Genomic DNA, 26,910 nt, shown 5'->3' with positions numbered 1-26,910 from the left:
CCGGAGTCAGGCTTCTACCTCTGGCTCCTGCGTGACCGCTGTGGCCGCCGGGACCGGCGGCAAATGGGGTGCATGGGGGACGGCCCGCCGATAGGCAGGGAAAAAGTTGGCCGGGATCGAGAGGTCTCCCCCGGCTTGTGTCGCCGCCACGCGGGACAGACTTTCATACTTGGATTGATCCACGATCAGGCGGTAAGAGTAGAAATCCGCCCGAGCATCGGAAAATCCCGCCTTGAAGTGGAACAACGAATCGTACGCGCCGCCGACTCCACCGCCCAGATGCAAGACGCGGTTCAATCGTTCCTGCGACCAGGCACGCATGAAAGGGATAATGAGCTTATTGGGTCCCAGGCGCAGGTACTCCGTCGCCGTCGCCGACAGGTGATAATGCACCAAGCCACCCATCTCGACGAAAATGCCGCCCGCCACCACCGATCCTGTCTGGGACCGAACACAACAGAGATGAATGGCAGGACCGAGAATGGTCTTCAGGTCGGTGAAATATTGCTCCGAATACAGACAGGTCACCGCCCCCACCCGCAGCATGGTGTCACGGTAGAGTGCCGCGAATTCTCCCAAGCGCGCCCAGTCGTCGACCGACACGTCAAAACCATCCTGGACCAACCGCTGGTAATTCTGTTTGTGATTCCTTCGCACCTGCTTCCAGAACTCATCCTGCGTGAGGGACAGGTCGAGATAGATGGTCGGTCCATGGTGCACCAACTGCCCGAATCGGCACAGGTCTCCCTTGTTAAGCTCTGAGAAGGGATGGAGGCGGAAGAATGCCGACACTATGCTGCGTTCCTTTGCCAGCGCGGAGAAGGCCTCGATAAAGGCCGGCAATTGCTCCTGTGTCGGAGCCACCAGCGGCGTGGAATACCCGTAGGGCGAGACGCAATCGCACCAGCCGGGAGAGGCATTCAGCGACTCCGGCAGGGGACGAATGATCAGGGGGGCTAAAAACGAAGCGCCGCGATACTGGGCGTAGAAGGCCATGGGGATCCCGCCCTCATGGTACGCGCACAACTTCACATATTCCGGCAGATGGTAGAAATCGTGCCAGTTTGATTCGAGATACCGCTGCCACCGTGGATCATCGGGCGAGATAAATTCCGCATGCATCGCAACACCCCCGTCCAACCGAACCGCTATGACGGAACCGCCCAGAGCCCTACGGCACCGCCGGCGCGGCGTTCGTAGCGGTCCCGGGAGCCGTGCCGGCCCCTTCGCCCTTCTTCCGCACGACCGGGAGAGCCCTGGCTGGATTTCCAAGCACTGTGACGCCGTTTTCCACAGCGGCATAGACGGCGGCTCCCATGCCGACCGTTGCCCAATCCCCGACTGACGTATTCAAGAGCACGGAGGCTCCGGCTCCGATCAAAGCCCCTTCGCCCACCTTCGCCCCGCCGGACAACATCGCGCCCCCTCCGATGACGGCATAGGGTCCGATCACGACGTCATGCCCCAAAAGCACCCCCGGATTGATCACCGCATGGGCACCGATCACACTCTGAGTGCTCAGAAAGGCCCGGGCCCCGACGATCACGCCGGGACCCAGCACGACAGACGGCCGGATCAGGGCGGACGCGTCCACGATCGCCGGAAGCGGTAGCCCCCAGCCTTCGATCTCTCCGATAAGGTCGCGGCGGACCGCTGGACTGCCGATGGCGACACACACCGCCGATTGCTCGGGATCGACCGCTCTCAGGAAGGCCCGAGCGCCGACGACCTCAATCCCATGGACGATCGTCCCCGGCGCGATGGTGTCATCGATGAACGCCAGTGCGTACTCCGCCGCCTCGGAAGACGACTGAACGATGTCCACGACTTCCTTCCCCAATCCGCCTGCACCGACGATGAAGAGTGTTTTCATAGCCATGCATCCAATCGCGCCACCTACGCGCCCGCCTGGTTGCGGACTTTTACGCGCAACATGTGGATCGTGTAGGGGATGCCTTCAGGAGTCTGAAGAGCGGCAATGGCATCCTTCACCGCACGGTCGCAATCGGCCCGTTTCTCGGCCGGAATGTCGACCAGTTGGCCCTCGATGCGCACCCACCAGGTCCAATGGCCCTCCAGGGTATCGAAGTAGGTGTCGTGGGATTCCTCCACCGTCACCTCTCGTCCCGCAAAGGCCTTACTGAACAGCTGTTGCGCCTCATCCTTCGTCAACTGCTGGCGCATCCCCGCCGACCGCAGCAACGCCACCGGCCCCATATATTTCAAGAAGACCGGCGTCGTTTTGCGAATGAATTCATACCCGTTGTTGCGGCCAATGAAGAACAGGTCCATGTCGCCGTCGTCCTTGAGCACACGCGCCACCTCCTCCGCCGAGCGGGTGAGGTTCGTCGTCCAATGAAAGGCTAAAATGCTGTACAGGTAGTCGATACTCTTCGACTCCAACGGGATCTGCTCGAATGACCCGTTAAACAGGCGGATGTTGGCTTGCCCGCGCGCCAATTCGGCGGCCAACGCTCGCATGTTGTCGGCCGGCTCCACGCCGATAAACCGGCGGTCGTCTCCTCCACGAGACGCCAACTCGCAGAGGGCCCGGCCGGTCCCGCAGCCGATATCGGCGACCGTCCGGTAGCGATCCTTGAGTTCGATCGCAGCCAACGCCTTTTCCGCAGCCAGAAACCAACAGGATTGTGACGCCTCGTCCCGACGGTATTCATCCGCCAAGCGCGAGTATGTTTCGACGATTTTATTCATGGTACCGTTCCTTTCAGCAGGGTGAACCTTGCGACACGGCGCAACGGCACAGGCCCCTGATCGTGGTGAATTCGCTCGGGTCGACATCGTTCAAATCGATCCGATTGCCCGTCTGTTGCTCGACTTCAAGCATCATTTCTATGAATCCCCGGGAGTCCAAAATCCCGGCCGCAATCAAGTCGGTGTCCTCGGAAAATTCCGGCAGATCCGCTCCGACCGTTCCCCGTCCCTGCTTCACCCATTCAGTGAGATGTTTCGCCAATGCTTCTTCCTGCGCTGTCCTCATCGTGGTTCCTCCTTCAATAGTTCACGCAACTTCAATCGATCCGTCTTTCCATGCACGTTCAACGGTAAGTGCTCCAGAAACCTGATCTGACTCGGCACCATGTAATCGGGCAAGACCCGCCGACAATGTTGCAGAATGGCTCCGGCCTCGCCCTCGGCTCCGCCGGCGACGAATGCCACGATTCCCTCGGCCAGTCCTTCCTTCACCGGCCAAGCCAGCGCGGCCACCTGTTGCGACCCCGACGCTTCGCGAAGGGTAAACTCAACTTCCGGCAACTCAACCCGGTGGCCACGAATTTTTACTTGGTGATCGATACGGCCGAGATATTGGAGACAGCCGTCCTGATCTTCCATGACCAGATCACCCGTTCGATACCAGACTTGATCGCCCCTGTCGGGCAGGGTTACGAACTGCTTCCTGGTCTGTTCGGGATTGTTCCAATATCCTTGTGTAACCTGGGATCCGGAGAGACAGAGCTCGCCGTTCTCCCCTGCCGCCACCGACCGGAGCTCGGCATCGACCACACAGGTGGCCTGGCCGAGAAAGGCCTGGCCGATGGGCGTAATCCCCGCTTTGCTTAGAGCCGGCGACGTGGCGGGAGTCCAGCGATAGTGCGTGATGGCGATGGTCGCCTCCGTCGGCCCATAGAGATTTTCAACGAAGGAATTCGGCGCCGCCTCCTGCCAGGCCTGTGCGTGCCGGCTCAACAACGGCTCTCCGCAAAACAGGCTTCCGCGCAACGTCGGGAACGCCCCAGGCTTCAGCATCCCGAGTTTATCCATGACCCCGATCACCGACGGGACGGAAAACCACATCGTGATCCCATGGTCTCGAATGAACTTGGATGGCGCCATGACGGTATGGTCCGGCATGGCATAGAGGCAGGCGCCCCGTTCCCAACAGACAAACATGTCATGGACGCTCAAATCAAAGCTCATCTCGAACATCTGCGAGAAGCGATCTTCCTCCGTGACTCCATACCGATCGGCAATGTACCCGACGTAGGCCGCCAGGTTGCTCTGCCGAACCGGTACCCCCTTAGGATCACCGGTGCTTCCCGACGTAAACAGCAGGTACGCAATCGGGTCGTTTCCCTCCCGTGACGACCCGTCGGTAAGGCTCCCCTCCGCCATGGCGCTTCCGACCACGAACTGGTGTTGAGGATGCGCCAGGCTCACGCTCTCGAGGTCCTCCAAGTCCGGACAGATGATGCTGGTCCGTTGGGGTAGCTTCGGGAGCAGCAGTTCCAGATGTTTTTTCACCTCCTTGCCGACAACGAGGGTATCGGGGCCGGCCAACGTCAAGATCCGCAAGAGCCGTTCGGTCGGCAGCTTGGGATTGAGCGGCACGTAGCCCTTGCCCGCACCCAGGATCCCCAACACCCCCGCATAGGCTGTGAGACTCCGGTGAGCCAGCAACGCCACGAGCGGCATGGAAGGGGGAGAGGTCTTGCGAATCGTCGTCGCGATGTTTCCGGCCAAGCGGCCCAGGTCCTCGTAGGAGTGCACCTTGCCGTCGACGAAGAGGGCCGGCCTCGATCCGACTCTCCGCGTGGATTCCAGAAACCCCCTCAGGGGGCCGCCTATCGGTTGCTGTATCTCCATATGGTCACCCCTTTTCAGCGAGAGTCCAGGCCTGTTGAAACGCAATACCTGTGTGCCGCAGTTCCTCCTTGTCGGGCGGAATATCCAGGATGAAACTCCGGTACCCCGCGCCGATATACCGAGCGATCTCCCGTGCCACGGTCTCATAGCCGCCCACGAGATAGGGACAGAAGGTCTTGTAGTTCTGGAAGGGCACCAGCCAGTAGGGATTGCGGTCGACCGTCTTGCTCTCCGCCAACTCGGACAACTGCTTGTGCCAGGTGGAATCCGATACCTTCATCGTCAATTGGTGGGCTAACTGCCCTTTTCGGTCTTCCGGAAACCGTTTGTAGGCCACGTTCCAGGCCACGTCTTCTTCGGGTCGCGCGATGACACCGATTCTGATCCCGGCCTTCTCAAGCCCGTCGAGCGCATTCATCTCTTCGTTCGGCGCCTTCGGATATTTGATGGCGGTGGCACCCAAGGCGCGGCAGCAATCGAGCCCCGCTTCGGATGAACCCGACAGGAAAATTCCAGGAAACAGCTCCGGCGGCAAGGCAGGGGTCAGGCGGAGATTGTCCACCGCATAATACTCGCCCTGGAACGTGACCGTGCCTCCGGAGAGCAGGGCCTTGATGACGTGCGTGTACTCACGCAATCGATCATACCGCTTATCATGAGGTGTCGCGTCCTTGAGCGTCTTGAGATCGTACGCGAACCCACCGGCGACCATGTTCAGATACACCCGTCGCCCATGCAGGAAGGCCAGGGTGCTGACCATCTTGGCCACCGCATAGGGATGCATGTAGAGAGGTTGCACTGCCACGAGCGGACAGAGGGTCTTCGTGTTCTGCAGAATGATCTGCGCGACCAGCCAGGGATCAGCCAGCCGATTGTCGGTATAGACGAGCGTGCCCGTGCATCCTTCCTGCTCGCTCCATTGCGCCACGTCGATGACTTCCTTCACATACGCATCCGTAGTGCTTTCCGCAGACTGGGGGCTGGTCGCGAATACTTCAACCGCATCGCCGAACGAGTGAGTTTTCATAGGGACCTTCCTTTGCCAAAAATATCGGGTGGCCGACGACGGAACCGGTGTACACAGAACTGCGATGGATCAAGCAGTCAGCGGCGCACGCCGCAGTGCGGATCCCCTGGCATGGCGACGCCCATCCATACGGTCGCTGCGGGCTTTCGGGCGCCTGTCGGGTTGTGAGCGATTAGCGGGAGACGGCCGTCAATTGCGATAGCCTTTGAACTCTTCCATGATCACTTGACCGGGGTGCTGGATCCCCTCGCGACGGATGACTTTCCACAACGTCAGAGCCAGGATCTTCACGTCGACCCAGAACGAATGATGCGCGACATACCAGAGATCGAGGTCGAACTTCTGTTCCCAGGTGAGTGCGTTCCGGCCGTTGATTTGGGCCCACCCTGTGATCCCCGGTAAGACATCATGCCGATGTTGTTGCTCCGGGGTATAACGGTCGAGGTATTGCATGAGCAGGGGCCGCGGACCGACGAGGCTCATGTCGCCCTTGAGGACGTTGATCAATTCTGGCAGTTCATCGAGACTCGTGCTCCGGAGCAGCTTCCCGAACCTTGTCAGCCGCTGCCCGTCCGATTTCGCGTCGGCTGCGACCCCGGGAGGGAGCTGACGCATGGTGCGGAACTTATAGATAGTGAAGGGTTTTCCGTGGAGGCCTGGCCTCTGCTGGCGGAACAACACGGGCGAGCCCTGAATAGCCCATGTCGCCAGCGCAAGTGCTGCCAGAAGCGGCAAGGCAATCGGCGCAGCCAGGAGGATGAGGGTCAAGTCCAGCACCCATTTATCCCACCGATCAACCATCACGAGGCTCGGCTCCCCTTTTCCTTTCGCTCGATCGAGGCGGTAATGAGCGGCGCGATGCGATGCCCGATGTACCGCGCCACTGTCTCGTTCGCCGTCGGCGTCAGGTGGCAATCGTCCGTAAAGGCATCGTCCTTGATCTCGCCGAGGATGTCCGTCATGTCGATGAACGGCGCGTCCTGTGCCGCTGTGACCTGCTGCAGCTTGGCGGTCACGAAGGGGCGCGCTCGATTCTTGAATTGCCGGTAGTTGATCGGCTGCGCCTGATCGACTTCCGCCGACAATCGCTGTTCGAAGTCCGTCAGCACCTTTCGCTGTTCGAACAAGAGATCCGGTTGCAACGTAAAGACCGGAACGATGCCCTCGTGATTGAGGATGAGGGCGTCTCGTTCCACCATGCGAAGGAAGTTGCCTTCCGCATTGACCTCGAGATTTCGCAGCGCCTCCTCCACGTTGAGTTCACGTCGCGGCTGCGGACGCAGGTTCTGAATGGCCCACCAGAGCGGACGCAGTTTTTTTCCGGCCAGGTACACGAAGTGACTCTTCCGATAGAGCCAAAAGCCCGTGTATCCGGCCCACGCCTTGAGCGACGGTTCGTCGAGATAGAGATGGGACCATTGCCGATAGGGGTAGTCGCGGAATTGATCGTACCCGCGCTCCCACGGGTAATAGTCGTTGTAGCCGTCGATGAACACCACCATGTCGGGATGGTATTTCAGGATCGTCTGATTCAGATAGATAAGATGATGGTGGCTGGAGTGGCTAGGAATGGCCGCGTTGATCACCTCGATGCGACGAGAGGGCAGCAGGTCCTTCAGGTAGCCCTCCAGATAGTGGTCGATCGTTTCGCTGTTCTTCAGCACGGGATACTTCTGATGGCCTTGCGGGGACAAGGACCCGAGCCCGTAGGCGGTCGATCCGCCCATCAGGAAAATGCGGTACGTGCCGGCCGGTTTCTCCATCGGCACGTCCTCGGCGCGGCGAAAACCCTGGGCGTTGTGCATCACGCCCCGAGTGTCCTGATAGTGCGGCGTCGGGTGAATGTTCTTGTAATCGTCGAATTGGTGCATCATCAGGTGCTCGCCGTCGTAGCCCTCCGCCATGCGCAAATAGAGATAAGACACGATTTCGAGCAGCGCGCCCCCCACCAGCGCGGTCAATAACAGCCCCACGACCAGCGCCAGCCTGGAAATGCGCCGCCGCGCCGGCGCTACCGCCGCAGTCGATCCCATTCCACTTGCTTTGCCCACGTCTGCCGCGTCCATCGCAGTTCCCTTATCGATTCCCTGCACCGGAGGCGCGCGTTTCTGCGGGCACCCCCGGCGGAACCGATTGAGTTCCTTCGTTTTCCGACTGATCCGCCGAAAGCAATCCCTTGCCTCGCAAACAGTGCACATAGGCGTCATGCAGGGCCTGCCAGATGCCCTGCGGACGGAATTCATGCAGGACCCACTCGCGAGCCGCCGCGCCATGTCGACGGCGCAGCTCGGGATCGGCGAGATAAGCCTTGAGAGCCGCCGCCAGCCGCTCAGGATCGAAGGGTGGCACCAACTGCCCGGTGACCCCGTCCTGCACCGCGTCCACGCAGCCCGGCACGCGAGTCGCCACGACCGGGACCATCATTCCGGCCGCCTCCAACAACACATTCGGAAACCCTTCGCGGTAGGTCGGCAACGCCAGGACATCCATGGCGGCGTACAAGGGCGGGGTATTCCATTCTTCGCCGATGAGGTGCACCCGTGGATCCTGACGCAACCCGGCGTCGACCTCGGGAGGGATGGGATCTTGCGGTTCGTAGGGTCCGACGAGTAACAGATGGAGTTGCGGGAACGCTTCCCGCAGTCGCGTCCAGGCTCCGGCCAATTCGACGATGCCCTTGTTGCGCACGATGCGGCCGATGAACCCTACGACCAGCGCGTCGGCCGGAATGCCGTACCGCTTTCTCGTCTCCTCTCGTAGCGACGCCACCTGCGTACCGTTGAAACGCTGGGTCGCATCGACTCCGTTCCCGCTCCCTCGCGCCAAGACGGCGATCTTGGCCGGCCGACAGAGCCCGGTCTCCAAGGCTACCTGACGAATCGACGCACTCACACAGAACACCTGATGGGCAAGACCGCAGGAGATCCGTTCGCTCCAGATCAGCAGCATCCGCTTCCAGCCGGATGCGGTCGTAAAGGGCAAGCCGCGCATGTGATACATGCGCACGGGAGTGCGAGCCAGCCAGGCCGCGACCATCCCCAGTACGCCGCCCTTCGGTGTATGGGCATGAACGATCTGAGGCCGAATGGTCCGCAGCACTCTCCAAATTCCGGCCACCGCAACGAGATCCCGCAAAGGAGTGATACGCCGCGGCATCTCCACCGGATAGACCGGCACCTGTTCTTGCTCGGCGAACCTCGTCAAGAACTCACCAGGCGATGACAGGCCGTGAATGTCAAAACCGCGTTCCTTCATGTAGCCGACCTGTCCCCGGAGAAAAAAGAGAGACTGCGGCACCGTGGTGACATGCACGATTTTGATGGAAACCATCGCGCCCCTTAAGAGTCGAACGTCGATTTGGAGAGGAACCGAGAGCACTAGGCGAAGTCCGTCGCCGCCAGTCGAGCTGCGTACTCATCCATGGTCGCGATCTCGAGCACACCCTGCGCCCGCAGCCGGTCGGCATAGGCAAAGAGTCGCTCAAGGCCGGACAGCATGGCATCGGCATCCGCATTCAAATTGAACGGATGAAACCACAGGTGATAGACGCCGCCGGTCTTGACGGCCTGCCTGATCCCCTGTTTGCCCTTCCACACGCGACTGGCGATCGGGATCAGCTTCCGGATGCCGTTACGGGCCATGTAGAAGTGATTGCCTGGAATATTCCAGAGCCCCGGCATCACTTCCTCCGGTCGCACGGCCTTGGGAGGCAGGCCCAGCAATTGATCGAGAAAGCTCAATGTCTTGTACAGCATACCCTTGAAGGTGCGAAACCGCGTGGGATCTGCGCCGCGATAGGTGCGAATCCCCTGCTCACGCAGCACCTCGAGATGCCCCACCTGATTGCGAGGGAACACAAAACTCTTGAGCGAGACCGATTGGTCTGCAGCCGCCGCCACGGCTGCGCTCAGATCGGCTCGTGCCGCCGCGGCGCTGCATTCCGGATCGCCGTAATAGATGTGCGCGAAGGAATGGGACGCGATTTCATGCCGCACCTTCATCCCCCGGATCCAGGCGAGGATGTCGGGGGCATACCACCCTGGTGCGTGCCCGGCCGGGGTGCAGGGATCGTGGACGTACCAGTCCTTGGGGAACCACGAATAGGCGGGACGCGGCATCACGTCGGCATGCGCCGCACCGGCCTTGCGCGAACAGCCGGGCAACATCAAATGGCCTACCATCGCCCACGTGGCGGGAATCTCGTACCGGTCAAGCAACGCCAACAACCGCCTGATTTGAACCCGCTCCTCTTGGGCATCCGCCTCCAAGGCGGAAACGGGAACCTTGTCGAACCGTCCCCAGCAGAGCTCGAGATCCAGACTCACCACCATGGTTCCGCGCTGTCCGTTCATACCACTTGCCCCTTGTCCTGCCGTCGCCTGTCCAGAAAGCCGACGATTCCCGGTCACAGACTCAATACGATGTCTTCGACTTCCGATCCCTTCCCCATTCGCTCCACCACCGAAAAGGTTTCATCGGGACTCAACGAGAAGAGGCTCCCATTATTGGTCGAGCTTTCATCGGTTCGAACAATCAATAGACAGGCGCCGGCTCCGGTCAGGCGCTCACGGAGATTGCTGATCGCTACTCGCAACTGTTCCGCCGGAAAATAACTGCGATTGAGAATGTTGGCGGCTCGGATGACGTCAAACCGGCGCCTTAGCGACAAGGGATTCGGCGCTAGGATATCGTCGTCCAGCAGTTCGATGTCGCGATTGTTTCGGAGCCGATGGGTAACCAATTTGATCTCTGCCTTGATCAACGGGTCGTCGGCTGCCGGCGGCTGACTCCCGAGGGATTTCAATCGGCCCAGGAGGTCATGCCGCCCGGCCACCTCGCGGTACAAGCGATCCCAAAGCAGCGTGAGCAGGCCGTTTCCCAAGGGGTAGTATCTGAGTCGGCAGCGGGGACGCCAGACATAGCCACACACGTCGTATTGCAGCGGAAACCCCTGCTTGTCGACAAGGACATGCAACCAGGAACGCAATCGAATCAGATAGGCGGTCATCGTCAGGTCGGTCGCGGCCATGCGCGGACGAAGTCCCGCCTGCCGCAAGGCGTCGAACCAGGAGACCGTCGACACACCCGATGAGACCGCGACATCCATAAACGTCGTCGGAGCGATGCCGAGTTTCCGGAACGCCGCCACCACCCTTTGGTCCACATCGTCCAACCGACCGGCCCAGGTTCTCTTGTGAGTCCCGTTGCTCAATTCGATGGAATAGAAGAACTGCTCTTCCAGGCGATCTCGGGTCGCCTGGCTGTCTGTCGGAGTGGTCGCGGGCGTGAGAAATAAATCTTGTGCGGTGGGAAGCATGTCGAGTCATTCCTTACAGGGGGCACTCATCGTTCTGCGACCATCGGCGCATCGTTTTGCACATGGTCCAACCAGGCCTGAAACATCAGCACGACCCAAAGCTGTCCTTTCCAGTTGTAGGAGCCGGAACAGTGTTCCTCCCATTTTCGCTTGATGGGGCCGGGCTCAAGAAATCCCTGGTCTCGAAGCCGCTTTTCCTCCAGCAGCGTCTCGGCCCATTCCTTCATGGGACCACGCAGCCAGCTGTCGATCGGCACACCGAACCCCATCTTCGGACGGTCCAACAGCGCAGCCGGCACGTACCGATCCAGCACTCGCCGCAAAATCCACTTTCCCTGCCCCTGACGGAGCTTCATCTGCACCGGCAGTTGCCAGGCAAACTCCACGAGGCGGTGATCCAAAAATGGCACTCGAGCCTCCAAGCTCACGGCCATGCTGGCTCGGTCGACTTTGACGAGAATGTCGTCCGGGAGATACATCATCATGTCGACATACATCAGCTTCTGAATGACGTCGGGGATATCTCCCCACTGATCCCGATCCGTCAATGCCGTGCGCGGTTCCGCCGCCCCGATCACCAGCGAGGCTGGATCGTGCCAATGCGAGACGATCGTTCGATACATCGTTTCGGGTGAGTCGGCTCGCGCCATCTCGGCAAGCGTGTGCAGTGTATGTCCGTTGCCTCGCCGTCGAAACCGAGCGGGCAACAGCGGGCCGACCAACCGCAGCCCCCTCTCCCACGATTCCGGATCAAGGCCGGTAACACCGTTGGCGAGGAGGGTCCGGAGCACCGACGGCACCTCCGACACATGGCTCCAGAAACGCAACGCCCACCGATATTGGTTGTAGCCGGCGAACAGTTCGTCCCCGGCATCTCCCGAGAGCGCCACGGTGACATGACGTCTGGTCAGCTCACAGACAAGGTAGGTCGGAATTTGCGAGGCATCGGCGAAGGGTTCATCGTACAAGGCCGGGAGCTTCGGGATGACGTTCATCGCCTCCGCCGGTGAGACATACAACTCCGTATGGGCCGTGCGCAGATGCTCCGCCACCGCCTTCGCATGGTGGGCCTCGTTGTACTCCGCTTCATGAAACCCGATCGAAAACGTTTGAACCGGGCGGCTGCTTTGCGCTTGCATCAAGGCCACCACGGTCGAAGAATCGATCCCCCCGGACAGAAAGGCTCCCAGAGGCACATCCGACTCCATCCGTATCTTAACCGCATCCCTGAGCAGATCGTCCAACGTCTCGATCGCCTCTTCTTCCGTGCCTCGGAAGGGATGCGATTGGCCCTGCGCTGCCGCCCCACGGACCGTCCAATAGGGTCGGACATGGGGCGCGACAGCCGGATCCGGTGCGATCGTCGCGATGCTCCCAGCGGGCAGCTTGGCGATGCCCGTATAGATGGAATAAGGAGCTGGAATATAGTTGTGCCGGAGGAAGAGGGCCACGGCGCCACGGTCGATGGCTCGGTCGAATTGCGGATGGGTGCGGATCGCTTTGAGCTCCGACGCAAACACGAAATGCTTCCCCATCCACCCATAATATAGCGGCTTTTCGCCCATCCGATCACGTACGAGATGGAGGAGCCTGGTCTCCCGGTCCCACAGGGCAATGGCAAACATGCCGTTAAGGCGCCGAACGGCTGACTCCACGCCCCACTGCGACAACGCCGCCAGCATCACCTCGGTATCCGAGTGCCCTCGGAAGCGATGTCCCCACCCTTCTAGCTCCTGGCGTAACGCTCTAAAGTTGTAGATCTCCCCGTTAAAGGTTGTCACATAGCGGCCACAGGCGGACTCCATGGGTTGATGCCCCAGCGAGGAGAGATCGAGGATCGATAACCGTCGATGTCCGAATGCCACCCCGGCGACCGGATCGACCCACGTTCCCACATCATCCGGCCCACGGTGATGGAGGGTCGACGCCATCCGTAGAACGGTCAGCGTAAGTTCACGCTCATCCTGGTTCCTGGCCGCATTGATGTACCCGCTGATTCCACACATAATTATCCCTGGCGAACCAGCCCATCCGACAGCGTCACGCGACCGGCCAAGTCTTCAAAGAGGCGTTCGTAGCGAGACACGATGTCCGGCAAGTTATACCGTTCCGTGACCCGTTGTCTGGCCGCCAAGCCTAGCTGTCTGCGTGTGTGATCATCCATGTCCAGGAGGCGCCGCCAAGCGGAGGCCAACGCGGCGGGATCCCTGGGCGGAACAACCAACCCCGTTTCTCCGACGATCAACGCGGCATCTCCCACGTCCGTCACGACACATGGCACCCCGCAGCTCATCGCCTCGCTGACCACGTTGGGAAAGGCCTCTCCAAAAGAAGACGACAGTGCCGCAATATCGAAGGCCGCCATCAACCTGGGAACATCCTCGCGTCGCCCCAGGACGTGGCAACGATCGCCAAGGTTCGCTTCACCGACCCACCCCATGAGCGTCCCGTTTTGAGGCACGATGTCTTCTCCGCATAAAATGAACTGCGCCCCTCGCTTGTCGCGATGGAGGAGCGACGCGGCTTTGAGAAATGTGCGATGATCTTTTTGAGGGTCAAACCGTCCCACCAGTCCGATCACGGGCGCCGATTCGGGGATCTTCAATTCCTCTCGAATGGCGTGACGAGCTGCAGAGTCGGGCCGAAAGGTCTCCAAATCGTACCCGTTCGGAATGACCACCATTTTCTCAACGGCATAACCCAACGCCGCATGCACCGTCCGAGCCGATTCGGAACAACAGACAATGCGCTGAGGAGCCCACCGTGAAAGCTTCGCACAGAAGCCGGCCGTGAGGTGGGTGAGCCGCTTGGACTCCTGCCCGCTGAGGTCGCTGTGGCGGATGTTCCACGAGATGGGAATATCGCCAATGAGTTTGGCCGCCAGACTCCCTAAGAGGTCTGCATGGTACATCCAAGTTTGCATGACATCCGGCTTATCTTGTTTCAGCCATTGCACCAACCTGACCAATGCAAATGGGTTGGGTTTCCCCTGACGCATGCCGAGCGATCGCACCGGCACTCCCAATGCCCGAATCTTCTCTCCCACAGGCCCCAGTTCCATCATGGACACCACCTGCGGTCGAAACCGGGTACGATCCAGACGCGACATCAGGCGGTAGAGCATCATCTCCGCCCCGCCCCCCGTGAGGGCGGTAATCAGACAGAGAAGAGACACGGGGGCAGAGGCCTTTGACTGGGACGGCATATACAAGCCTTCGAGATGACGGCAGTGGCCGATCTGTATGGAGTACTCTACACTCCGTCCAAGCTTGGACGATTCTGGACTACCATGCGGTCATGAAGACGCACCAGAAAAACAACTACATAGGTGCTAACCTGGGAGCATTCCTCTCGGGTCCATTTGGCATGCTGATTGCTCTAATATCGGCACGCACACGGGAGGAAGCACCCATGACATCCACTACCGACGTCACAATCCAAACGCAGTCGCATAGAAAGAATTTCCCGTTGAGCAAAGCCGTTCTCATCATCACCGGATTTTTGCTGGCTTGCTCCCTGACCCCCGCCGCCGCCGAACTCAAGACCGACTTCGGCGTCTATCCTGAGCCACCTCTTCAACCACTGACGCAGGCGGGCGCTAAGATTACGGATCCTGTGTTTGGCACCAGGATTCTTCGCCTGACCGACGCTGCGGATGGAAACACCGGGGCCGGAACCTTGTATTCGTATTATCCGGCCTTCAATCGGGACAACACGTATCTGGTCGTGCGAGAAGCGCTGGGATATTCCCGCGCCAAATTTTTTCGTTTCGATGCCGTCAACTTCACAGCCGGACCAGGTTTCATCCTCAGTTCTCCACCGTCCGGATTGCAGGAATATGGTTTGTCGTGGTCGGGCATTTCTCCGAGTCTCACGTACGGTGTCGGCGGCCACAAAATCTGGGAAATCAATATCGAGACTCAACAGGCCACGCTGGTGAAGGATCTGAGCAGCCAAGGAGCGGGAGGGTACCTCACGCAAATGCTCAAGAGCCTCGATGACGACGTCTTTGCCGCCTCGATCGTCGACGCTGGTGGTGATATCGTGGGGTATGTCGTCTACAAACGAAGCACCGACACGGTCTTGCTTCGAAAGCTGGTCGGCAATCTGGATGAAGTGCAGGTCGACAAGTCAGGCCGGTATCTGCTTGTGGTCTACAACAACGGCACGGACGAGATTTATGATCTCACCACCAGCCCGCCTCGTTTTGTGGCTTACCTCAGCGGTTCAAGCGGCTTCAACCACCATGACTGCGGAGTGGGGACCGTTTTTGCCGCCACTTCCGGAAGCGCCCTGAGTTATCGGCAATTGGCTACGCCCTTCACCATCCAACAACTGGTTCCGGGCTACTGGTCCTATTCTGGGCAGCAGGATCACTTTTCGATGCTGGCCGACAACGAGGAATGGGCCATGGCCAGCCGCTATTCGACCAACGGAGGTCCGGTTCTCCGGACCTTCGACAACGAGATCGTGAAAGTGGCCACTGACGGAACCAATCGGGTGCAGCGCATTGCACATCATCGCAGCGTCGTGCTGAACAACAATTACAGCGCACAACCCAAGGCGGCGATCAGCCGCGACGGAAACCTCATCGCCTTCACCAGCAATTGGGGTAACTCCGGCGGGCGAACGGACGTGTATGTGGTGCAGATCGAAAGCGGCATCACGGCCGACACCACCCCTCCCAACACTCCCCGCAACCTCGTCGTCCGGTGAGCCGGGGGAGGAGAGCAGCCTGAGGTCGAGGCTAGGGCGCCCGATGGACGGCGCCCGACGCCACCGTAGTCCCCGCAGTCTGATTCGGTCGCGGCCCTTGCAGGGCATGACAGAGCCGCTCTGCAACCACTTGGCCAGCCAACCGATGACCGGCCACATTCCAGTGGCCCTGCCCAAGACCTGAATTCGCAAAGCCGTGAAGAAAGACCTTGCGCTCCTCGGCATAGGCTTGGAACAGCGGCGCAAGAGGCACGACGGGGAAGCGATACTTGCCAAGGTCTTGCAACCGTTTCTCGGCATAAAAAAGATCCGACACGCCCAGACGCTGCTCCAACGCGCGCCGCGCCCCCTGATCCGGCCCCACCTGCGGACCGCTGCTGACCGTCAGCACCATGAATAACTTGCCGTGCGCTTCGACTTCCGCATGCATCTGACGCACGAGAGCTTCCGTCACCAGCCATGCCTCTTGCCATGCCTGATTCGGCGGGTCGGTATAGGTGGCCATGTCCAACCCCACCTCACCCCGCAACCAAGCCGGGAGGTCTCCCGGCTGCGCCGCGTCGGCCTGACCGACGCCATTGCGTCCCTCCTGGGACGGAACTGAGGGGCCCGGACGGACGGGCCGGCTGACACGACGGAGGGCCTCGTTCACCAGTTGAAAGAACCGGGACGCATCACGAATGGACGTCAACGCTTGTCCCACCGATGAGTAGCGGAGGCGAAACGCCATCCGATCGCGAAAGGAGGTGTCTTCCAGCAGCTGCCCACCGTCGCGAACAAAGTACGGGCGCCGCTCATCCTTCTCCAACGCCTTAAAGTTATTCCGAATATCATTCGTGGGGGTCACGGCCAAGAGCACCACATCCGGCGAATAGGCCCACACGCGCCGCCGCAGCATGATGAGTTCTTGTGCAGTGCCATAGCCCGAGACGCCGAAATTGATGACTTCCGGCTCGCGCCCCTCGAGGGCAAGGCAGCCGCGGAGTTCCCGTTCCAAGACAGACCAAAAGGCGTCCTCGCTCGGTACTTGAACAGCTTCGGCAAACGAGTCTCCCAACACCGCGATCCGCAGCACTTCCGTAGGCTTCGCTCGAGAATGATCGCGATCTCGAAGACCATCGCCGTTGATGCGCACGTACGCTTCTCCCTCTGTTTTCCACCAACCTTCGGCATCCGGTCGTAACGCCACGCCCAGATCACCGTCGATTTTGGAAAAAATGGGGTAAGACACTCCGGCTAGGCGCAGGCCGAGTTCACACACGACGACCCCGATCAAAAGACCGATTCCGACCAGCAAAAGATTGCGCATGCGGGTCATCGCGTGAGATTCCCCATGAATGCGGGGCTACGAATGAGTTCGCACCAAGGTCGGCGACGGATGTTCGGCGACCGTCCTGCTGAGAACTACACGGTCCACCGGCCGCAGGCCGGCCGAAGCGAGGGCGGCCATCAAAGAAAACAGCAGCAGGCTATGAGAATTGTTCAGCATCGTATGGGTAAAAAAGCTGAACCATAACACGGCGCAACAGAAAATCAGCCCCACACGCAGACTCTCCTCTTGAGCCCTCCAGAGCAAGGCCAGCAACAACAGCGGCAGCAGCATGGCTCCCAACAAGCCATGATCCATCATGTAGGCCAAAAACTGGTTGTGCGGAGGAATATCCAAGCGCTCATGGACCGCCCCGGTTCCTCCGCCCAAGAACGGTTGTTCCGCCACTCGTTCCCACGCCTGTTGCGCGACATATTTCCGTGACCAACTCGAAGCATCCGACACGCCCGACGGGTCCATCAGCCATGCCAACCGCTCCAGCACGTTGGCATTCAGTGATCCGGTTCGCTCGAGCGTCGCCATGATGTCATCGGCCTTCGGTAGGAGGACGAGGGTGACGACTGCCATGACCACCAGGCCGGTCCGCATCAGATGCGCCACGCCCATGAATCTCCCCACCAGCAATCCGAGCAGGCCGATGCCCCACCCGACCAGTCCCCCTCGGGAAAAGGTCACAAACACTCCGACGGCAGTGAGCAATACGAAAATGCCTCGATACCAGACCGGCAACACTGTGATGCCCAGAATCATGCCTAAGACCAGAGCCTCCCCGGATAAATTAGGGCTCAGGTAAAGGCCGGCCGAGCGCCCGAAGACATTGCTAAACGACATCGGCACGAACAGTTCATAGACATTAATTGCAATCCCGACATGCACCCCGACCACCAAGGTGATTCGAGCGAATCGATCGGCCTGCGGATCCATGAACACGGCCAGGAAGCTCAGCATTTCGACGATGGCAAGCACCCGCCATCGTACCTCCTGCCAGGCCATGTCCGACTGCGGGCCCCACAGGAACCACACCATCGTCAACCACGCATACCCGAGACACCAGAGCACGATTGGTTGCCGCAACAGATCGGTCTGCATCACCTGCCTGAACAGCACGGGCAGCGAAAAGACGATAAAAGCCAGGACCCAGTGCCACGGTACGCCTATCCCATGGTGGTCGTGGAGATAGTTGTGGACATTGCCATAGAACACCACCACCGCACAGACGGCATAGACGATTCGAATGGTCGAGTTCATCGGTGTGATACCGCGTCGGGAGCGACACTTCAGCAGACGGGCTGGTTTTCGCCCGCCGGAATCCGATTTCCGGATGAGGAGCCGCAGAGAGCCAGCAACTCGCGCTCAGTGTTCAGCACCAGCGCGTCCAGGGAGAAATGGTCGATGATCCGTTGCCTGATCTGGGCCGGTGCGGGCCGGCGCCGGAGCAACCGTTCGATCCCTTGCACGAGCGACTCCACGTTCTTGGGCTCGACCACCTCCCCCAGCGACCCAAGGACGACGCCGGAATCCCCGACGTCGGTCGCGATGCAGGGAATACCGCAGGCCATCGCCTCTCCGATGACGTTGGAGAAACCTTCCCCATAGGAACAGTTCACCAAGAGATCGAGTGCGCTATAGACATCGGCCACATCCGTCCGCGTGCCGGTCCAGCGGACGCGATCGGCAAGGCCCAGAGTGCGCGCCTGTTCTTGCAAGACGGCTTTATACTCAGGATGGCCGTCGCCGACGCAGACAAAATGGACGGCGTGACGCGTCGAGGCAACGGCGGCCGCAGCCGATAAAAACGTCTCCACGTCCTTCATCGGATCGAGCCGACCCACCATACCAATCAGCAATGCGTCCTCCGATAGGCCCCACTCGCCTCGAATCCGCACGCGCGCCTCCGGACTGGGACGGAATCGTTCGATATCGATACCGTTCGGGATCACCACCATTTTGTCGGCCGGATATCCGTCGGCCACATGGCCTCGCCGCCCAGCGTGCGAGTTGGCAATAATCAAATCTGCGGAGTGCGACAGTCGGCAAGCTAACCCATAACTCACGCGAAAGAGCCAGTCATATCGGCTGAAATCCATGTAGGAACTCCGTACGCCCCACACGATCTTGGTCGACGTCAAGAATGGCTGCACCACCACCGTGACCAGGTTACTGATATAACTATGCAACACGTCAGGTCGATAGCGCCGCGTCATCTGAATCAGCCTGAGAACGAACCCCACGAGATCCCAACGTCCGCGTTTCGCCAACGAGAGGATGGGGATACCGACATCCTTCAGCTCCGCTTCCAACAGGCCGCCAGGATAAAACACTGCCACTGCCACCTCATGCCCTCGCTTTCGAAGCCCCCTAGCCAGCACGACCAGTTGGCGTTCCGCTCCGCCCACGTTCAGCGCCCGTGTCAGGAACAGAACTTTCATACGGATCGTCCTGACGTAATCGACCAGCAGGAGGACGGGCTGACGACGCGCGCCACTACCTCGTTCCACAAGGCCATGATTCGCTCGGTGCCGAAGCGGTCGACCACCTCCACGGCCCGCCTCCTCAATCGATCTCGTTCCTCGGGATTGTCCATCAAACGCGTCATCGCCTCGGTCAAAGCCGGCACGTCGTCGGGTGGAACCAACACGCCGTCCACTCCGTCCCGAATGATGTCCCTGGGACCGCTCGGACAATCTGTACTAATCACGGGAAGGCGGCAGGCCATGGCCTCCACCAGCGCCATCGGAAACCCTTCATAGCGGGACGACAGCACAAACAGATCAGTCCGACGGAGGATCGGAAATGGATTGGATCGGCGGCCGATCATGGAGACGCGATCTCCGATGCCTAATCGGGCAGAGAGGGCCTCTAACCGAGAGCGCTCCGGCCCTTCTCCAATGATCGTAAGAGACCAGTCCTCGTGTGTCCGCGTGCAATGTGCGAAAGCCTGGAGCAGGGTGTCAAACCCCTTCTGCGGAACCAGTCTGCCCAACGCCGACACGCATTTTGTTCTCCCCTTGGTCCCAGCTTCCGTCGAGGCCTCGCCTGGAATGGTCGCAATGGGATTCGGAATCACATGAACAGACCGGGCGGGCACAAATCCTTCGGCCCAAGATCGAAGCCCTTCGGTCTGCACGACCAATGAAGCCGCCCTTCTGTACAGACACCATCGAAGCCAGGACCACACCGTTCCTATGGAATGGTGGCGGGGGTCGATTCGTTCGCAGGCGACGATGGGAACCTGCAGGCCGATCGTCGATAACAGCACGAGAATGTTCGTTCGTTCGATGAAGCTGATGACCACGCCAGGCTGCGAAACACGAATGACGTCCCGCAATCGTTTGAGTCTCGCAACATTGTTCCACAATGCATCCCCGAGACCGGAGGACACCTTCATCACGCCGAGTCCCACCCGCTGAACGGCCGGATGAAGCGGATAGAAGTCCTCATCGGATCGAGCCAGCGTGACGAGCGTGACTTCATGGCCGCGCTCGGCCCAATAGCTGGCCATGAGAGCCATCACCCGTTCGGCCCCGCCGGCTCCGAATGTCGAAATGACCAGTGTGATACGCATAGGTGAAGACCGTCGGGACAGTGCCTCAGGCCACCTTGGCACGGCTGAGATGGGCCTGCAACAGCATCCAGGAGACCACCATCAAAAACAGGCAGGAAATGCCGTACATCGCGCTGGTGGCAAGAGCAATCCCCACTACCCCGAACAGGCGCATGAACAGGTACGTCAAAAGGATGCATGCCACCAGGTTGATGATGTTGCCCCAGACCATCACCTGTGTAGAGCGGAGTGCCGTCACACAGCGGACGCACAACATGCCCATCAGATAAAATGGGACCTGCAGCAGATAGGCAGCCTGCACCTGTCCCACGACATGCGTATCCCCGGCATTGAATGCGCCTCGTTGAAACAAGATTCCGACAAGGGGCTCCGACAGGTAGATCAGCAAGGCCGACAGCGGGACTGTCGCAGCAAGCAAAAGCCCGCTATACGTCACCAGGGTGTGGCGCATACCGACCCAATCACCCGATGCGGCCATGTTGGAGAAGTGCGGCAGAAAGGCCGTGCCCACGGCTGTTGCTCCGATACCCAGCAAGACGGCCGTCAGTTTGTTTCCATACCCCAGGGCCGACACGCTACCAGGATCCAACATCGCAGCCATCCCTTGACTGATGAGATGCGTACTTCCCATCAGAAATGCCGCCGCAACCATGGGCCAGTACTGCCCGAGCACCTGTCTGGTCGCCTGGTTAAGACCGTACCACTGGGGAACCAACGAGACCCCCACCCGCTTCAACTGCCATCCGAGCAACGCAGCCTCGATGAACGCTCCCATGACCGCCGCAGCCGCCAACGCATACACCGACCAAAAACGAGCCAGCAACAGCACCGCCAGCATGGTAGTGAACGACGTCACCATGGGAACCGCCGCAGCCCACGCGAACCGGTTTCCGGCATTCAACACCGCTCCCCAGGTCGTTCCGATCCCGCTGAACAAGACCGTGCTCAAGAGGACTGCGTACAACGCCTTTGCCAGGGAGAGTTTTTCGGGAGCATACCCCCCGGCCAAGATCGGCATCAGCCATGGTGCGGACAGCATCAGCACCAGACAGGTCAACAGCAGAAAGTTCCCGGTCAACATCGTGACCGTCGAGAACACTCGTTGCGCCGCTTCCGGCCCTTCCTGCTCTCGAACCTGAATATAGGTAGGGATCAGAGCGGCATTCAGCGATCCGCCCAGCAGAGTAATGGTGAACTGGGGCACGACCAGCGCAATGAGAAACGCGTCCAACTCGTCGCCCCGCCCGAATTGATAGGCCACGACCGCATCCTTGGCGAAGGCCGACACCTTGGCGAGCAGCGAGCAACCCCCGACCGTGAACAAAGCCGCTAACACCCGGCGGTTGGAGGCTTGACGTTGCCATGCGGTCCACCAGTTCAATCCGATCCGAAGGCCGTGAATCATGCTCAACGCTGCTGCTGGTAGGCCCCGTAGTAATAGGGCGAGTCGGCCACGGGCGCCTTCTGCATCACCACCCCCAGCAGCCGCCCGCCGGCTTGCTTGATGCGTTGTATGGCGAGGTGGCACGCATCGCGGGTCGTTTCTCCCGCACTCACGACCAATAAGACGCCGTCCACCTTGGAGGCCAGCACCGCGGCATCGGCGATGGGCAGGACCGGCGGACAGTCTAGGATGATGTGATAGCGATTGGTGGCTCCCCAGTTGAGCAATTGGGCCATGGATTTGGAGTGGAGCAATTCCGTCGGATTCGCCGGACGCCCTCCGTGCGGGATGACGGAAAGGTTGCTGACGAACGTCTGGTGCACGACGTCGGCCAAGCTCGCCTCGCCTCGCAAGAGATGTCCCAATCCTTTGGGCGGCTGCTCGGGACTCCCCACTTCATAGAGGGGATGAATTTGTTGGTTGCGGAAGTCCACGTCGATGAGAACGACCTGCGTATCCTCCAACTGAGCCATCGCCATCGCCAAGTTGACCGCCAGGGTCGTCTTGCCTTCGTTTTCCCCGGGACTCGTGATTAAGATGCGAGAGGGCAGCATGTCGGGGTTCGACAAGAGAAGACTGGTGCGAATGATGCGGAAACTTTCTGCGACCGGTGTCAACGCGTTGGGCGGCGCCAAGGCTTTCTTTTGGGCTGCGGCCTTAGAGAGTCGCGGCACGACCCCGAGTAAAGACACATTTGGGAGATAACGTTCGACGTCGGCCGGCGCCATGAGTTTCTTGCTTCGGCCTTCGACGAATATCGCCAACCCGACCCCGCTCATCAATCCAGCCAAAAGCCCCAACATAATGTTGAGCTTGGTCCGCGGCTTGGAGGGGACCGAACTTGGAGCGGCCGGATCGGCCAAGTACACATTGTTGGCCCGCATCCCCGAGGAGAGATCCGTTTCCTTCGTCGCCTTGAGGAAGACGTCGTACAGATGCTGGCTCGTTTCGGCATCACGTTCCAGCATGCTGTGCTCGATTTCGTTCTGCTCCAGACGGATCTTATCGGTATTGTACCGAGTGATCGCCTCCTTCACGGCTTTGTCCTGCGCCAAGGCCATGTCATATTGATGTTTGACGGAATCGTAGATCTTTTGGACCTCTTGCTGAGTCCGCTGCCGCAGGTCCTGTAACTCTGCCTTCATATGTGCCAATTTGGGATGGAGCGGCCCATACTTTTCCGACAGCTCCGCCACCTGCGCCGACACGGTGATTTCTTGCGCACGGAGGGTTTGTATCAACGGCGAATTCAGGACCTGAATCTGGGAATCCAGCTTCGACCAATCTAACCCCGCCGTTCCCGCTCCTTGCGGATTCAGCACCGATCGAATTTGCAGAAACCGCGAGTGTGCTTCGGCCTTGGCCATCTCGGTCTTGACCAACTGTGAATTCAACTCCGCCAATGTATGGGCCGCGACCGATTTTCGCTCTTCGCCGGTCAACAACCCGTGCTTGGCTCGAAACAGATAGAGTGCCTGCTGGGAGTTCTGTACCTTTTGCCGCAACTCTTCGAGGTGGGTCGTGAACCATTGCGCAGCCTGTTCCTTGGAATTGGCGCTGAGTTCCTGATTACGCTCGATATAAACCGACACGAGCGTGTTGGCGATCTGGGCGGCAAGTTCCGGTTCGATGGCATTGGCCGTGACATGCGCCAACCGCGCACCGCGGATCGGCATGATTTCGATGTCCTGGGCAAACTGCTTGATCAAGGCTTCCTCGGCGTCGTCGGCGGGATCGACCTCCTCTTTCTTGGGCGGCCGCACGAACGCGAGTACCGATTCCGGCATGAGCGACTTGACGAATTGCCTGATCACGGAGGGCTTGGGTTGATACTCGTCGCGCTCCGCCAAATCCAGCAACCTGGCCGTCCGCTGCAGCACAAAATGGCTCTTCATCAACTCAAAATGGGTTTGAAAATACTCGGGACTATTGTCCGGGTAGAACGACTTATCCTTGTCCAACCCACCAGGGGTCGGATTATCGATCACCACGGTGGCCTTGGCCTGATAGACCGGAACTTGGAGAAAAGACCAGACCGCCGCCCCGAACCCAAAACATCCGGCCACGAGCACGATCAACCAGCGATGTCGCCAACAGGCGGTCGCATACTCGCTGAGTGTTTGCTCGGCTTCATCCAATACCATAGGTTTTGCGTTCACACTGTCTCCTTTGACCATCCATTCATGGCACTAAAAGGTGGCTTGCAGCGAAAGCATGACCGAATTAGCATAATAGTTGAATCGGTCGACGTTGGAGCTTCGATCTTCGAAAATGTATTGCAGCGCCAGGCCCGCCCACTTCACGGTTCGGTATCGAACTCCGACCGCCACATTTTTGATCAGGTCCACCCTGTTGGGATTGTCGGGCGTGGGAGCCGGATTTTCGAAACTATCGTTTTCGACGCCGGCATTCAGCGTCAACGCGGTGCTATCCGTCAACGTGTGGATGGCGGAAAAGTTGGCTCCCGTTGATGTAAAGAACAGCGTGTTCAGCACGACCGATTGCTGAAAACTCCGATACCCTTGAAGGTACAGAGTCAAGAACGGCGTCGGTTTCCACGATAGGTTGCCGACAAAAAAGAAATTGCCGTACGAGTCGCTACTCCTCGGGAACTGAAGTCCTGCCACCGTTTGTCCGGATTCGGCATTGGCAAACTTGAGATGCTGGTAGCCGGCCAAAATTTCGCCTGAAGTCTTCTCCGTCACATTCCATTGGAGCCCCGTGCTGGCGCTGTAGGTTGTGCTGTTCAGCGTCTTACTTTCGTCGTAGACCTCTTGATTGGCTGCAAAGTTGGCCACCAGCGCCGTCTTGCTCGTCAAGTTCCCAAAGAGCGTCACCCCGGCATAATTGCTCAAGCGATTGCGGAACAGGTTCTGCTCGTTGTTCAAGTACGTCCAACGAGTCGATGAGAGGTTGAGCCGGACACCCGCCATGGCCCCTTCATAAGTCAGGCGGCCAAGCACGCTGTTGGCGGTCCACTTGTTGACCTCCACGTTTTGGGTATCGAGGGCCGAGCCACGGGGATCGTGTCCCAACTTGTGCTCGCCCTGCAGGTCGATCCGCATGCCGCCGGGAAAATCGAAGCTGAATCGTCCGGACGCGGTTTGATCCTGGACGTTATTCGAGGGATTCTGGTGAAACAATTGGATGTTGCTGCGATAATCGGCCACAAAGGTGTGGCGGCCCGCAAACGGCAACTCAGCCTGGATTCCCGGTGCCAGGGTCGTCGCGAAATCACTGCGTCGATTGGTATTCGTTCGGAACACGTTGTCCGTATAAATTTCCGCCACTCCGATCATCGGATGCAGTCGCGCAGCACCGACCGCAATACCCTCCTCCCCGGTCGGCCTGGAGAAGGAGCCCGGATAGACGGGATAATACCCGGTTTTCGGCCAATCGGGAGTCATGTAGAGCGCTCCCACGAGCGCAGGATTCGCAAACTGGGAGAACCACGCCCATCCCATACCGCCGAACGACAGGCTGCGCGGACCCGATGGCAGTGGAGATGAAGACTGCTGCCCGAACCCGGGCGAAGGCACGAGCATGGACCACAGGATCACTATCAGGCAGAGGGCGGCAACAGCCTGTAGTCGATAGAACCCACACCTGTGCATCAATTGCCCACCCCGAGTCATCGTGGTACTCCACTACCCCTTTTTCATGACGACGCGATCGCGCACTCTTAGCGCGCATTCCAAGCCTCATGAATGCACATGGACCAGACCTGCCTCGCGCGCACTTCTCGCACCGGCACTCGCGTATCGTCTCGGCTACCGGTTCAACACTCCCGTCCCATCCCGTTGATCAGCGCGTTTCTGAGGCTGGTGTAGTCCAGCCACAGTTCGGCCACCTGCCGTTTCAGGCGTCGGTTTTCTGATTCAAGGTCGTGCAAGCGCGTTCCCTCCTGGCTTTTGGGCTGTGCAAATCGCAATCGCCAGCGGTAGAACGTGCTCAGGGAGATGTTGAATTCCTGACAGACCGTCGCCACCGGGACATGAACACCTTTGGCTACGATTCGCTTTTTCTGGTCCTCGGTAAATCGAACTGGTTTACGAGATTTGGATCGCATTGATAGATTCCGTCCGGGGAATGAAAAGCAGGCGGGGAAACACGAACCGTCAGGAGGCCACGCCATCAAGAATCCGCACTTCGGTCATATCAATATGTACGGCGGCCGCCTGCTGTATGAGATGGACCCGAATGACTAAACCATGAGCTCCAGCCCGTCGTATCAGCTGCCCTCGAATGCCGGCCAAGGGACCTCGGATGACTTCCACCCACGCTCCCTCGATGTAATACTCATGAGGCTCCATCGCGCGCTCGCTGGTAGATAAGGCCTTCAACGCCATCAACTCTTCGTCCGGCACTGATTCCGGCCCGATCGACCCTACAATTCTGACGACACCAGGAGTTTGGAGAATCGACAGACTATCGCGGAGCGAAAATCTTGCGAAGCAGTACCCGCTGAAAAGCGGCATCTCCGTCCAGACTTTTCGGTCTGACCACTGGCGCAGAGTTTTCGTCAGGGGAAGAAACGGTTCGACCCCGATGGCCGCGAGCCGATCGCGGACTGACCTCTCATGACGTGATCTGGTGCTGACGGCATACCAGTGAGCGTCCGTAGAGACCAGTCGCGATGAGGCATCGGCGAATTGAAGTTCCGGCGGAGAGAGTATCGACATAGCTTCGCCCTCTGAGTCCCAGTAAGCGGGCTTCGTTTTACATGGCTCGAGTCCCGATGCACATCGGACAATTGTGCTTTTCTTTGGAGCATCGCCACATTCTGTTTGGCACATTTGTGCCCCGTATCGCCTGGTAAATATACGAGCCAAAAATTGATCGGCGAATAAAAAGGTTCCATCGAGATGGCAAAAACCCAGCAAAAACACATCTATACTGGATGACATTC

23 protein-coding genes are annotated in these 26,910 nt (G+C 59.4%); 1 reads left to right on the top strand and 22 read right to left on the bottom strand.

What is annotated here, in order from left to right; translation table 11 throughout:
- Positions 1 to 6: 6 nt before the first annotated feature.
- The 13 genes from HRU82_19640 to HRU82_19580 all read right to left on the bottom strand — a co-directional run bounded on the left by HRU82_19640 (position 7) and on the right by HRU82_19580 (position 14,151).
- The gene (locus tag HRU82_19640; protein ID QOJ37026.1) at positions 7 to 1,122 is read right to left on the bottom strand and encodes a GNAT family N-acetyltransferase; all 1,116 of its coding nucleotides are present in this window, start codon (positions 1,120 to 1,122) and stop codon (positions 7 to 9) included.
- A gap of 49 nt (positions 1,123 to 1,171) precedes the next feature.
- Complete coding sequence (locus tag HRU82_19635; GenBank protein QOJ37025.1) at positions 1,172 to 1,879, bottom strand: acetyltransferase; 708 nt, start codon at positions 1,877 to 1,879, stop codon at positions 1,172 to 1,174.
- Between the two features lie 17 nt (positions 1,880 to 1,896).
- Positions 1,897 to 2,712 carry a class I SAM-dependent methyltransferase gene (locus tag HRU82_19630; protein ID QOJ37024.1) on the bottom strand — a complete coding sequence of 272 codons (816 nt, stop codon included), beginning with the start codon at positions 2,710 to 2,712 and terminating at the stop codon, positions 1,897 to 1,899.
- Positions 2,713 to 2,725: 13 nt separating this feature from the next.
- Positions 2,726 to 2,998 carry an acyl carrier protein gene (locus tag HRU82_19625; GenBank protein QOJ37023.1) on the bottom strand — a complete coding sequence of 91 codons (273 nt, stop codon included), beginning with the start codon at positions 2,996 to 2,998 and terminating at the stop codon, positions 2,726 to 2,728.
- Positions 2,995 to 4,602, bottom strand: coding sequence for an amino acid adenylation domain-containing protein (locus HRU82_19620; protein QOJ37022.1), 1,608 nt, complete (start codon positions 4,600 to 4,602; stop codon positions 2,995 to 2,997). The genes HRU82_19625 and HRU82_19620 overlap by 4 nt, the downstream gene beginning before the upstream one ends.
- 4 nt (positions 4,603 to 4,606) lie before the next feature.
- On the bottom strand, positions 4,607 to 5,629 hold the full coding sequence (locus tag HRU82_19615; GenBank protein QOJ37021.1) for an LLM class flavin-dependent oxidoreductase: 1,023 nt from the start codon (positions 5,627 to 5,629) through the stop codon (positions 4,607 to 4,609).
- Positions 5,630 to 5,818: 189 nt separating this feature from the next.
- Positions 5,819 to 6,430 carry a sugar transferase gene (locus HRU82_19610; GenBank protein ID QOJ37277.1) on the bottom strand — a complete coding sequence of 204 codons (612 nt, stop codon included), beginning with the start codon at positions 6,428 to 6,430 and terminating at the stop codon, positions 5,819 to 5,821.
- Positions 6,430 to 7,695, bottom strand: a complete 1,266-nt coding sequence (locus HRU82_19605; GenBank protein QOJ37020.1) for an SGNH/GDSL hydrolase family protein — start codon at positions 7,693 to 7,695, stop codon at positions 6,430 to 6,432. Before HRU82_19605 ends, HRU82_19610 begins: the two co-directional genes overlap by 1 nt.
- A gap of 10 nt (positions 7,696 to 7,705) precedes the next feature.
- Positions 7,706 to 8,959 (bottom strand): glycosyltransferase family 4 protein, encoded by a 1,254-nt coding sequence (locus HRU82_19600; protein ID QOJ37019.1) that lies wholly within the window; start codon positions 8,957 to 8,959, stop codon positions 7,706 to 7,708.
- Positions 8,960 to 9,006: 47 nt separating this feature from the next.
- Positions 9,007 to 9,981 (bottom strand): polysaccharide deacetylase family protein, encoded by a 975-nt coding sequence (locus HRU82_19595; protein QOJ37018.1) that lies wholly within the window; start codon positions 9,979 to 9,981, stop codon positions 9,007 to 9,009.
- Between the two features lie 53 nt (positions 9,982 to 10,034).
- Positions 10,035 to 10,946 (bottom strand): hypothetical protein, encoded by a 912-nt coding sequence (locus HRU82_19590; protein ID QOJ37017.1) that lies wholly within the window; start codon positions 10,944 to 10,946, stop codon positions 10,035 to 10,037.
- A gap of 26 nt (positions 10,947 to 10,972) precedes the next feature.
- A complete protein-coding gene (gene asnB, locus HRU82_19585; protein QOJ37016.1) occupies positions 10,973 to 12,952 on the bottom strand; it encodes an asparagine synthase (glutamine-hydrolyzing) in 1,980 nt (659 codons plus the stop codon).
- 2 nt (positions 12,953 to 12,954) lie between these two features.
- Positions 12,955 to 14,151, bottom strand: a complete 1,197-nt coding sequence (locus HRU82_19580) for a glycosyltransferase (protein ID QOJ37015.1) — start codon at positions 14,149 to 14,151, stop codon at positions 12,955 to 12,957.
- A gap of 92 nt (positions 14,152 to 14,243) precedes the next feature.
- Between HRU82_19580 and HRU82_19575 the strand changes: the two genes are divergently transcribed.
- On the top strand, positions 14,244 to 15,662 hold the full coding sequence (locus HRU82_19575; protein QOJ37014.1) for a hypothetical protein: 1,419 nt from the start codon (positions 14,244 to 14,246) through the stop codon (positions 15,660 to 15,662).
- Positions 15,663 to 15,693: 31 nt separating this feature from the next.
- On the opposite strand, the gene HRU82_19570 is transcribed toward HRU82_19575, so the two are convergent.
- The 9 genes from HRU82_19570 to HRU82_19530 form a co-directional block, all read right to left on the bottom strand.
- A complete protein-coding gene (locus tag HRU82_19570) occupies positions 15,694 to 16,980 on the bottom strand; it encodes an SGNH/GDSL hydrolase family protein (GenBank protein ID QOJ37013.1) in 1,287 nt (428 codons plus the stop codon).
- Between the two features lie 27 nt (positions 16,981 to 17,007).
- On the bottom strand, positions 17,008 to 18,240 hold the full coding sequence (locus HRU82_19565; GenBank protein ID QOJ37012.1) for an O-antigen ligase family protein: 1,233 nt from the start codon (positions 18,238 to 18,240) through the stop codon (positions 17,008 to 17,010).
- 29 nt (positions 18,241 to 18,269) lie between these two features.
- Positions 18,270 to 19,421, bottom strand: coding sequence for a glycosyltransferase (locus HRU82_19560; GenBank protein QOJ37011.1), 1,152 nt, complete (start codon positions 19,419 to 19,421; stop codon positions 18,270 to 18,272).
- On the bottom strand, positions 19,418 to 20,557 hold the full coding sequence (locus HRU82_19555; GenBank protein ID QOJ37010.1) for a glycosyltransferase family 4 protein: 1,140 nt from the start codon (positions 20,555 to 20,557) through the stop codon (positions 19,418 to 19,420). The genes HRU82_19560 and HRU82_19555 overlap by 4 nt, the downstream gene beginning before the upstream one ends.
- 25 nt (positions 20,558 to 20,582) lie before the next feature.
- Complete coding sequence (locus tag HRU82_19550; GenBank protein QOJ37009.1) at positions 20,583 to 21,962, bottom strand: virulence factor MviN; 1,380 nt, start codon at positions 21,960 to 21,962, stop codon at positions 20,583 to 20,585.
- 2 nt (positions 21,963 to 21,964) lie between these two features.
- Positions 21,965 to 24,160 (bottom strand): polysaccharide biosynthesis tyrosine autokinase, encoded by a 2,196-nt coding sequence (locus HRU82_19545; protein ID QOJ37008.1) that lies wholly within the window; start codon positions 24,158 to 24,160, stop codon positions 21,965 to 21,967.
- Between the two features lie 30 nt (positions 24,161 to 24,190).
- A complete protein-coding gene (locus HRU82_19540; protein ID QOJ37007.1) occupies positions 24,191 to 25,408 on the bottom strand; it encodes an outer membrane beta-barrel protein in 1,218 nt (405 codons plus the stop codon).
- A 371-nt stretch (positions 25,409 to 25,779) separates the two neighbouring features.
- The gene (locus tag HRU82_19535) at positions 25,780 to 26,070 is read right to left on the bottom strand and encodes a transposase (GenBank protein QOJ37006.1); all 291 of its coding nucleotides are present in this window, start codon (positions 26,068 to 26,070) and stop codon (positions 25,780 to 25,782) included.
- A 49-nt stretch (positions 26,071 to 26,119) separates the two neighbouring features.
- The gene (locus tag HRU82_19530) at positions 26,120 to 26,683 is read right to left on the bottom strand and encodes a UpxY family transcription antiterminator (protein QOJ37005.1); all 564 of its coding nucleotides are present in this window, start codon (positions 26,681 to 26,683) and stop codon (positions 26,120 to 26,122) included.
- Positions 26,684 to 26,910: the final 227 nt, after the last annotated feature.

The organism is Nitrospira sp. (assembly GCA_015709715.1).
Classification (GTDB): Bacteria; Nitrospirota; Nitrospiria; order Nitrospirales; family Nitrospiraceae; genus Nitrospira_A.
This window is presented reverse-complemented; position numbering and strand designations above follow the sequence as displayed.

What these genes read in the sequence shown, in the direction of transcription:
- HRU82_19640 (QOJ37026.1), bottom strand. Translation starts at nt 1,122, where the DNA reads ATGCATGCGGAATTTATCTCGCCCGATGATCCACGGTGGCAGCGGTAT.
- HRU82_19635 (QOJ37025.1), bottom strand. Translation starts at nt 1,879, where the DNA reads ATGGCTATGAAAACACTCTTCATCGTCGGTGCAGGCGGATTGGGGAAG.
- HRU82_19630 (QOJ37024.1), bottom strand. Translation starts at nt 2,712, where the DNA reads ATGAATAAAATCGTCGAAACATACTCGCGCTTGGCGGATGAATACCGT.
- HRU82_19625 (QOJ37023.1), bottom strand. Translation starts at nt 2,998, where the DNA reads ATGAGGACAGCGCAGGAAGAAGCATTGGCGAAACATCTCACTGAATGG.
- HRU82_19620 (QOJ37022.1), bottom strand. Translation starts at nt 4,602, where the DNA reads ATGGAGATACAGCAACCGATAGGCGGCCCCCTGAGGGGGTTTCTGGAA.
- HRU82_19615 (QOJ37021.1), bottom strand. Translation starts at nt 5,629, where the DNA reads ATGAAAACTCACTCGTTCGGCGATGCGGTTGAAGTATTCGCGACCAGC.
- HRU82_19610 (QOJ37277.1), bottom strand. Translation starts at nt 6,430, where the DNA reads ATGGTTGATCGGTGGGATAAATGGGTGCTGGACTTGACCCTCATCCTC.
- HRU82_19605 (QOJ37020.1), bottom strand. Translation starts at nt 7,695, where the DNA reads ATGGACGCGGCAGACGTGGGCAAAGCAAGTGGAATGGGATCGACTGCG.
- HRU82_19600 (QOJ37019.1), bottom strand. Translation starts at nt 8,959, where the DNA reads ATGGTTTCCATCAAAATCGTGCATGTCACCACGGTGCCGCAGTCTCTC.
- HRU82_19595 (QOJ37018.1), bottom strand. Translation starts at nt 9,981, where the DNA reads ATGAACGGACAGCGCGGAACCATGGTGGTGAGTCTGGATCTCGAGCTC.
- HRU82_19590 (QOJ37017.1), bottom strand. Translation starts at nt 10,946, where the DNA reads ATGCTTCCCACCGCACAAGATTTATTTCTCACGCCCGCGACCACTCCG.
- asnB (QOJ37016.1), bottom strand. Translation starts at nt 12,952, where the DNA reads ATGTGTGGAATCAGCGGGTACATCAATGCGGCCAGGAACCAGGATGAG.
- HRU82_19580 (QOJ37015.1), bottom strand. Translation starts at nt 14,151, where the DNA reads ATGCCGTCCCAGTCAAAGGCCTCTGCCCCCGTGTCTCTTCTCTGTCTG.
- HRU82_19575 (QOJ37014.1), top strand. Translation starts at nt 14,244, where the DNA reads ATGAAGACGCACCAGAAAAACAACTACATAGGTGCTAACCTGGGAGCA.
- HRU82_19570 (QOJ37013.1), bottom strand. Translation starts at nt 16,980, where the DNA reads ATGACCCGCATGCGCAATCTTTTGCTGGTCGGAATCGGTCTTTTGATC.
- HRU82_19565 (QOJ37012.1), bottom strand. Translation starts at nt 18,240, where the DNA reads ATGAACTCGACCATTCGAATCGTCTATGCCGTCTGTGCGGTGGTGGTG.
- HRU82_19560 (QOJ37011.1), bottom strand. Translation starts at nt 19,421, where the DNA reads ATGAAAGTTCTGTTCCTGACACGGGCGCTGAACGTGGGCGGAGCGGAA.
- HRU82_19555 (QOJ37010.1), bottom strand. Translation starts at nt 20,557, where the DNA reads ATGCGTATCACACTGGTCATTTCGACATTCGGAGCCGGCGGGGCCGAA.
- HRU82_19550 (QOJ37009.1), bottom strand. Translation starts at nt 21,962, where the DNA reads ATGATTCACGGCCTTCGGATCGGATTGAACTGGTGGACCGCATGGCAA.
- HRU82_19540 (QOJ37007.1), bottom strand. Translation starts at nt 25,408, where the DNA reads ATGACTCCCGATTGGCCGAAAACCGGGTATTATCCCGTCTATCCGGGC.
- HRU82_19535 (QOJ37006.1), bottom strand. Translation starts at nt 26,070, where the DNA reads ATGCGATCCAAATCTCGTAAACCAGTTCGATTTACCGAGGACCAGAAA.
- HRU82_19530 (QOJ37005.1), bottom strand. Translation starts at nt 26,683, where the DNA reads ATGTCGATACTCTCTCCGCCGGAACTTCAATTCGCCGATGCCTCATCG.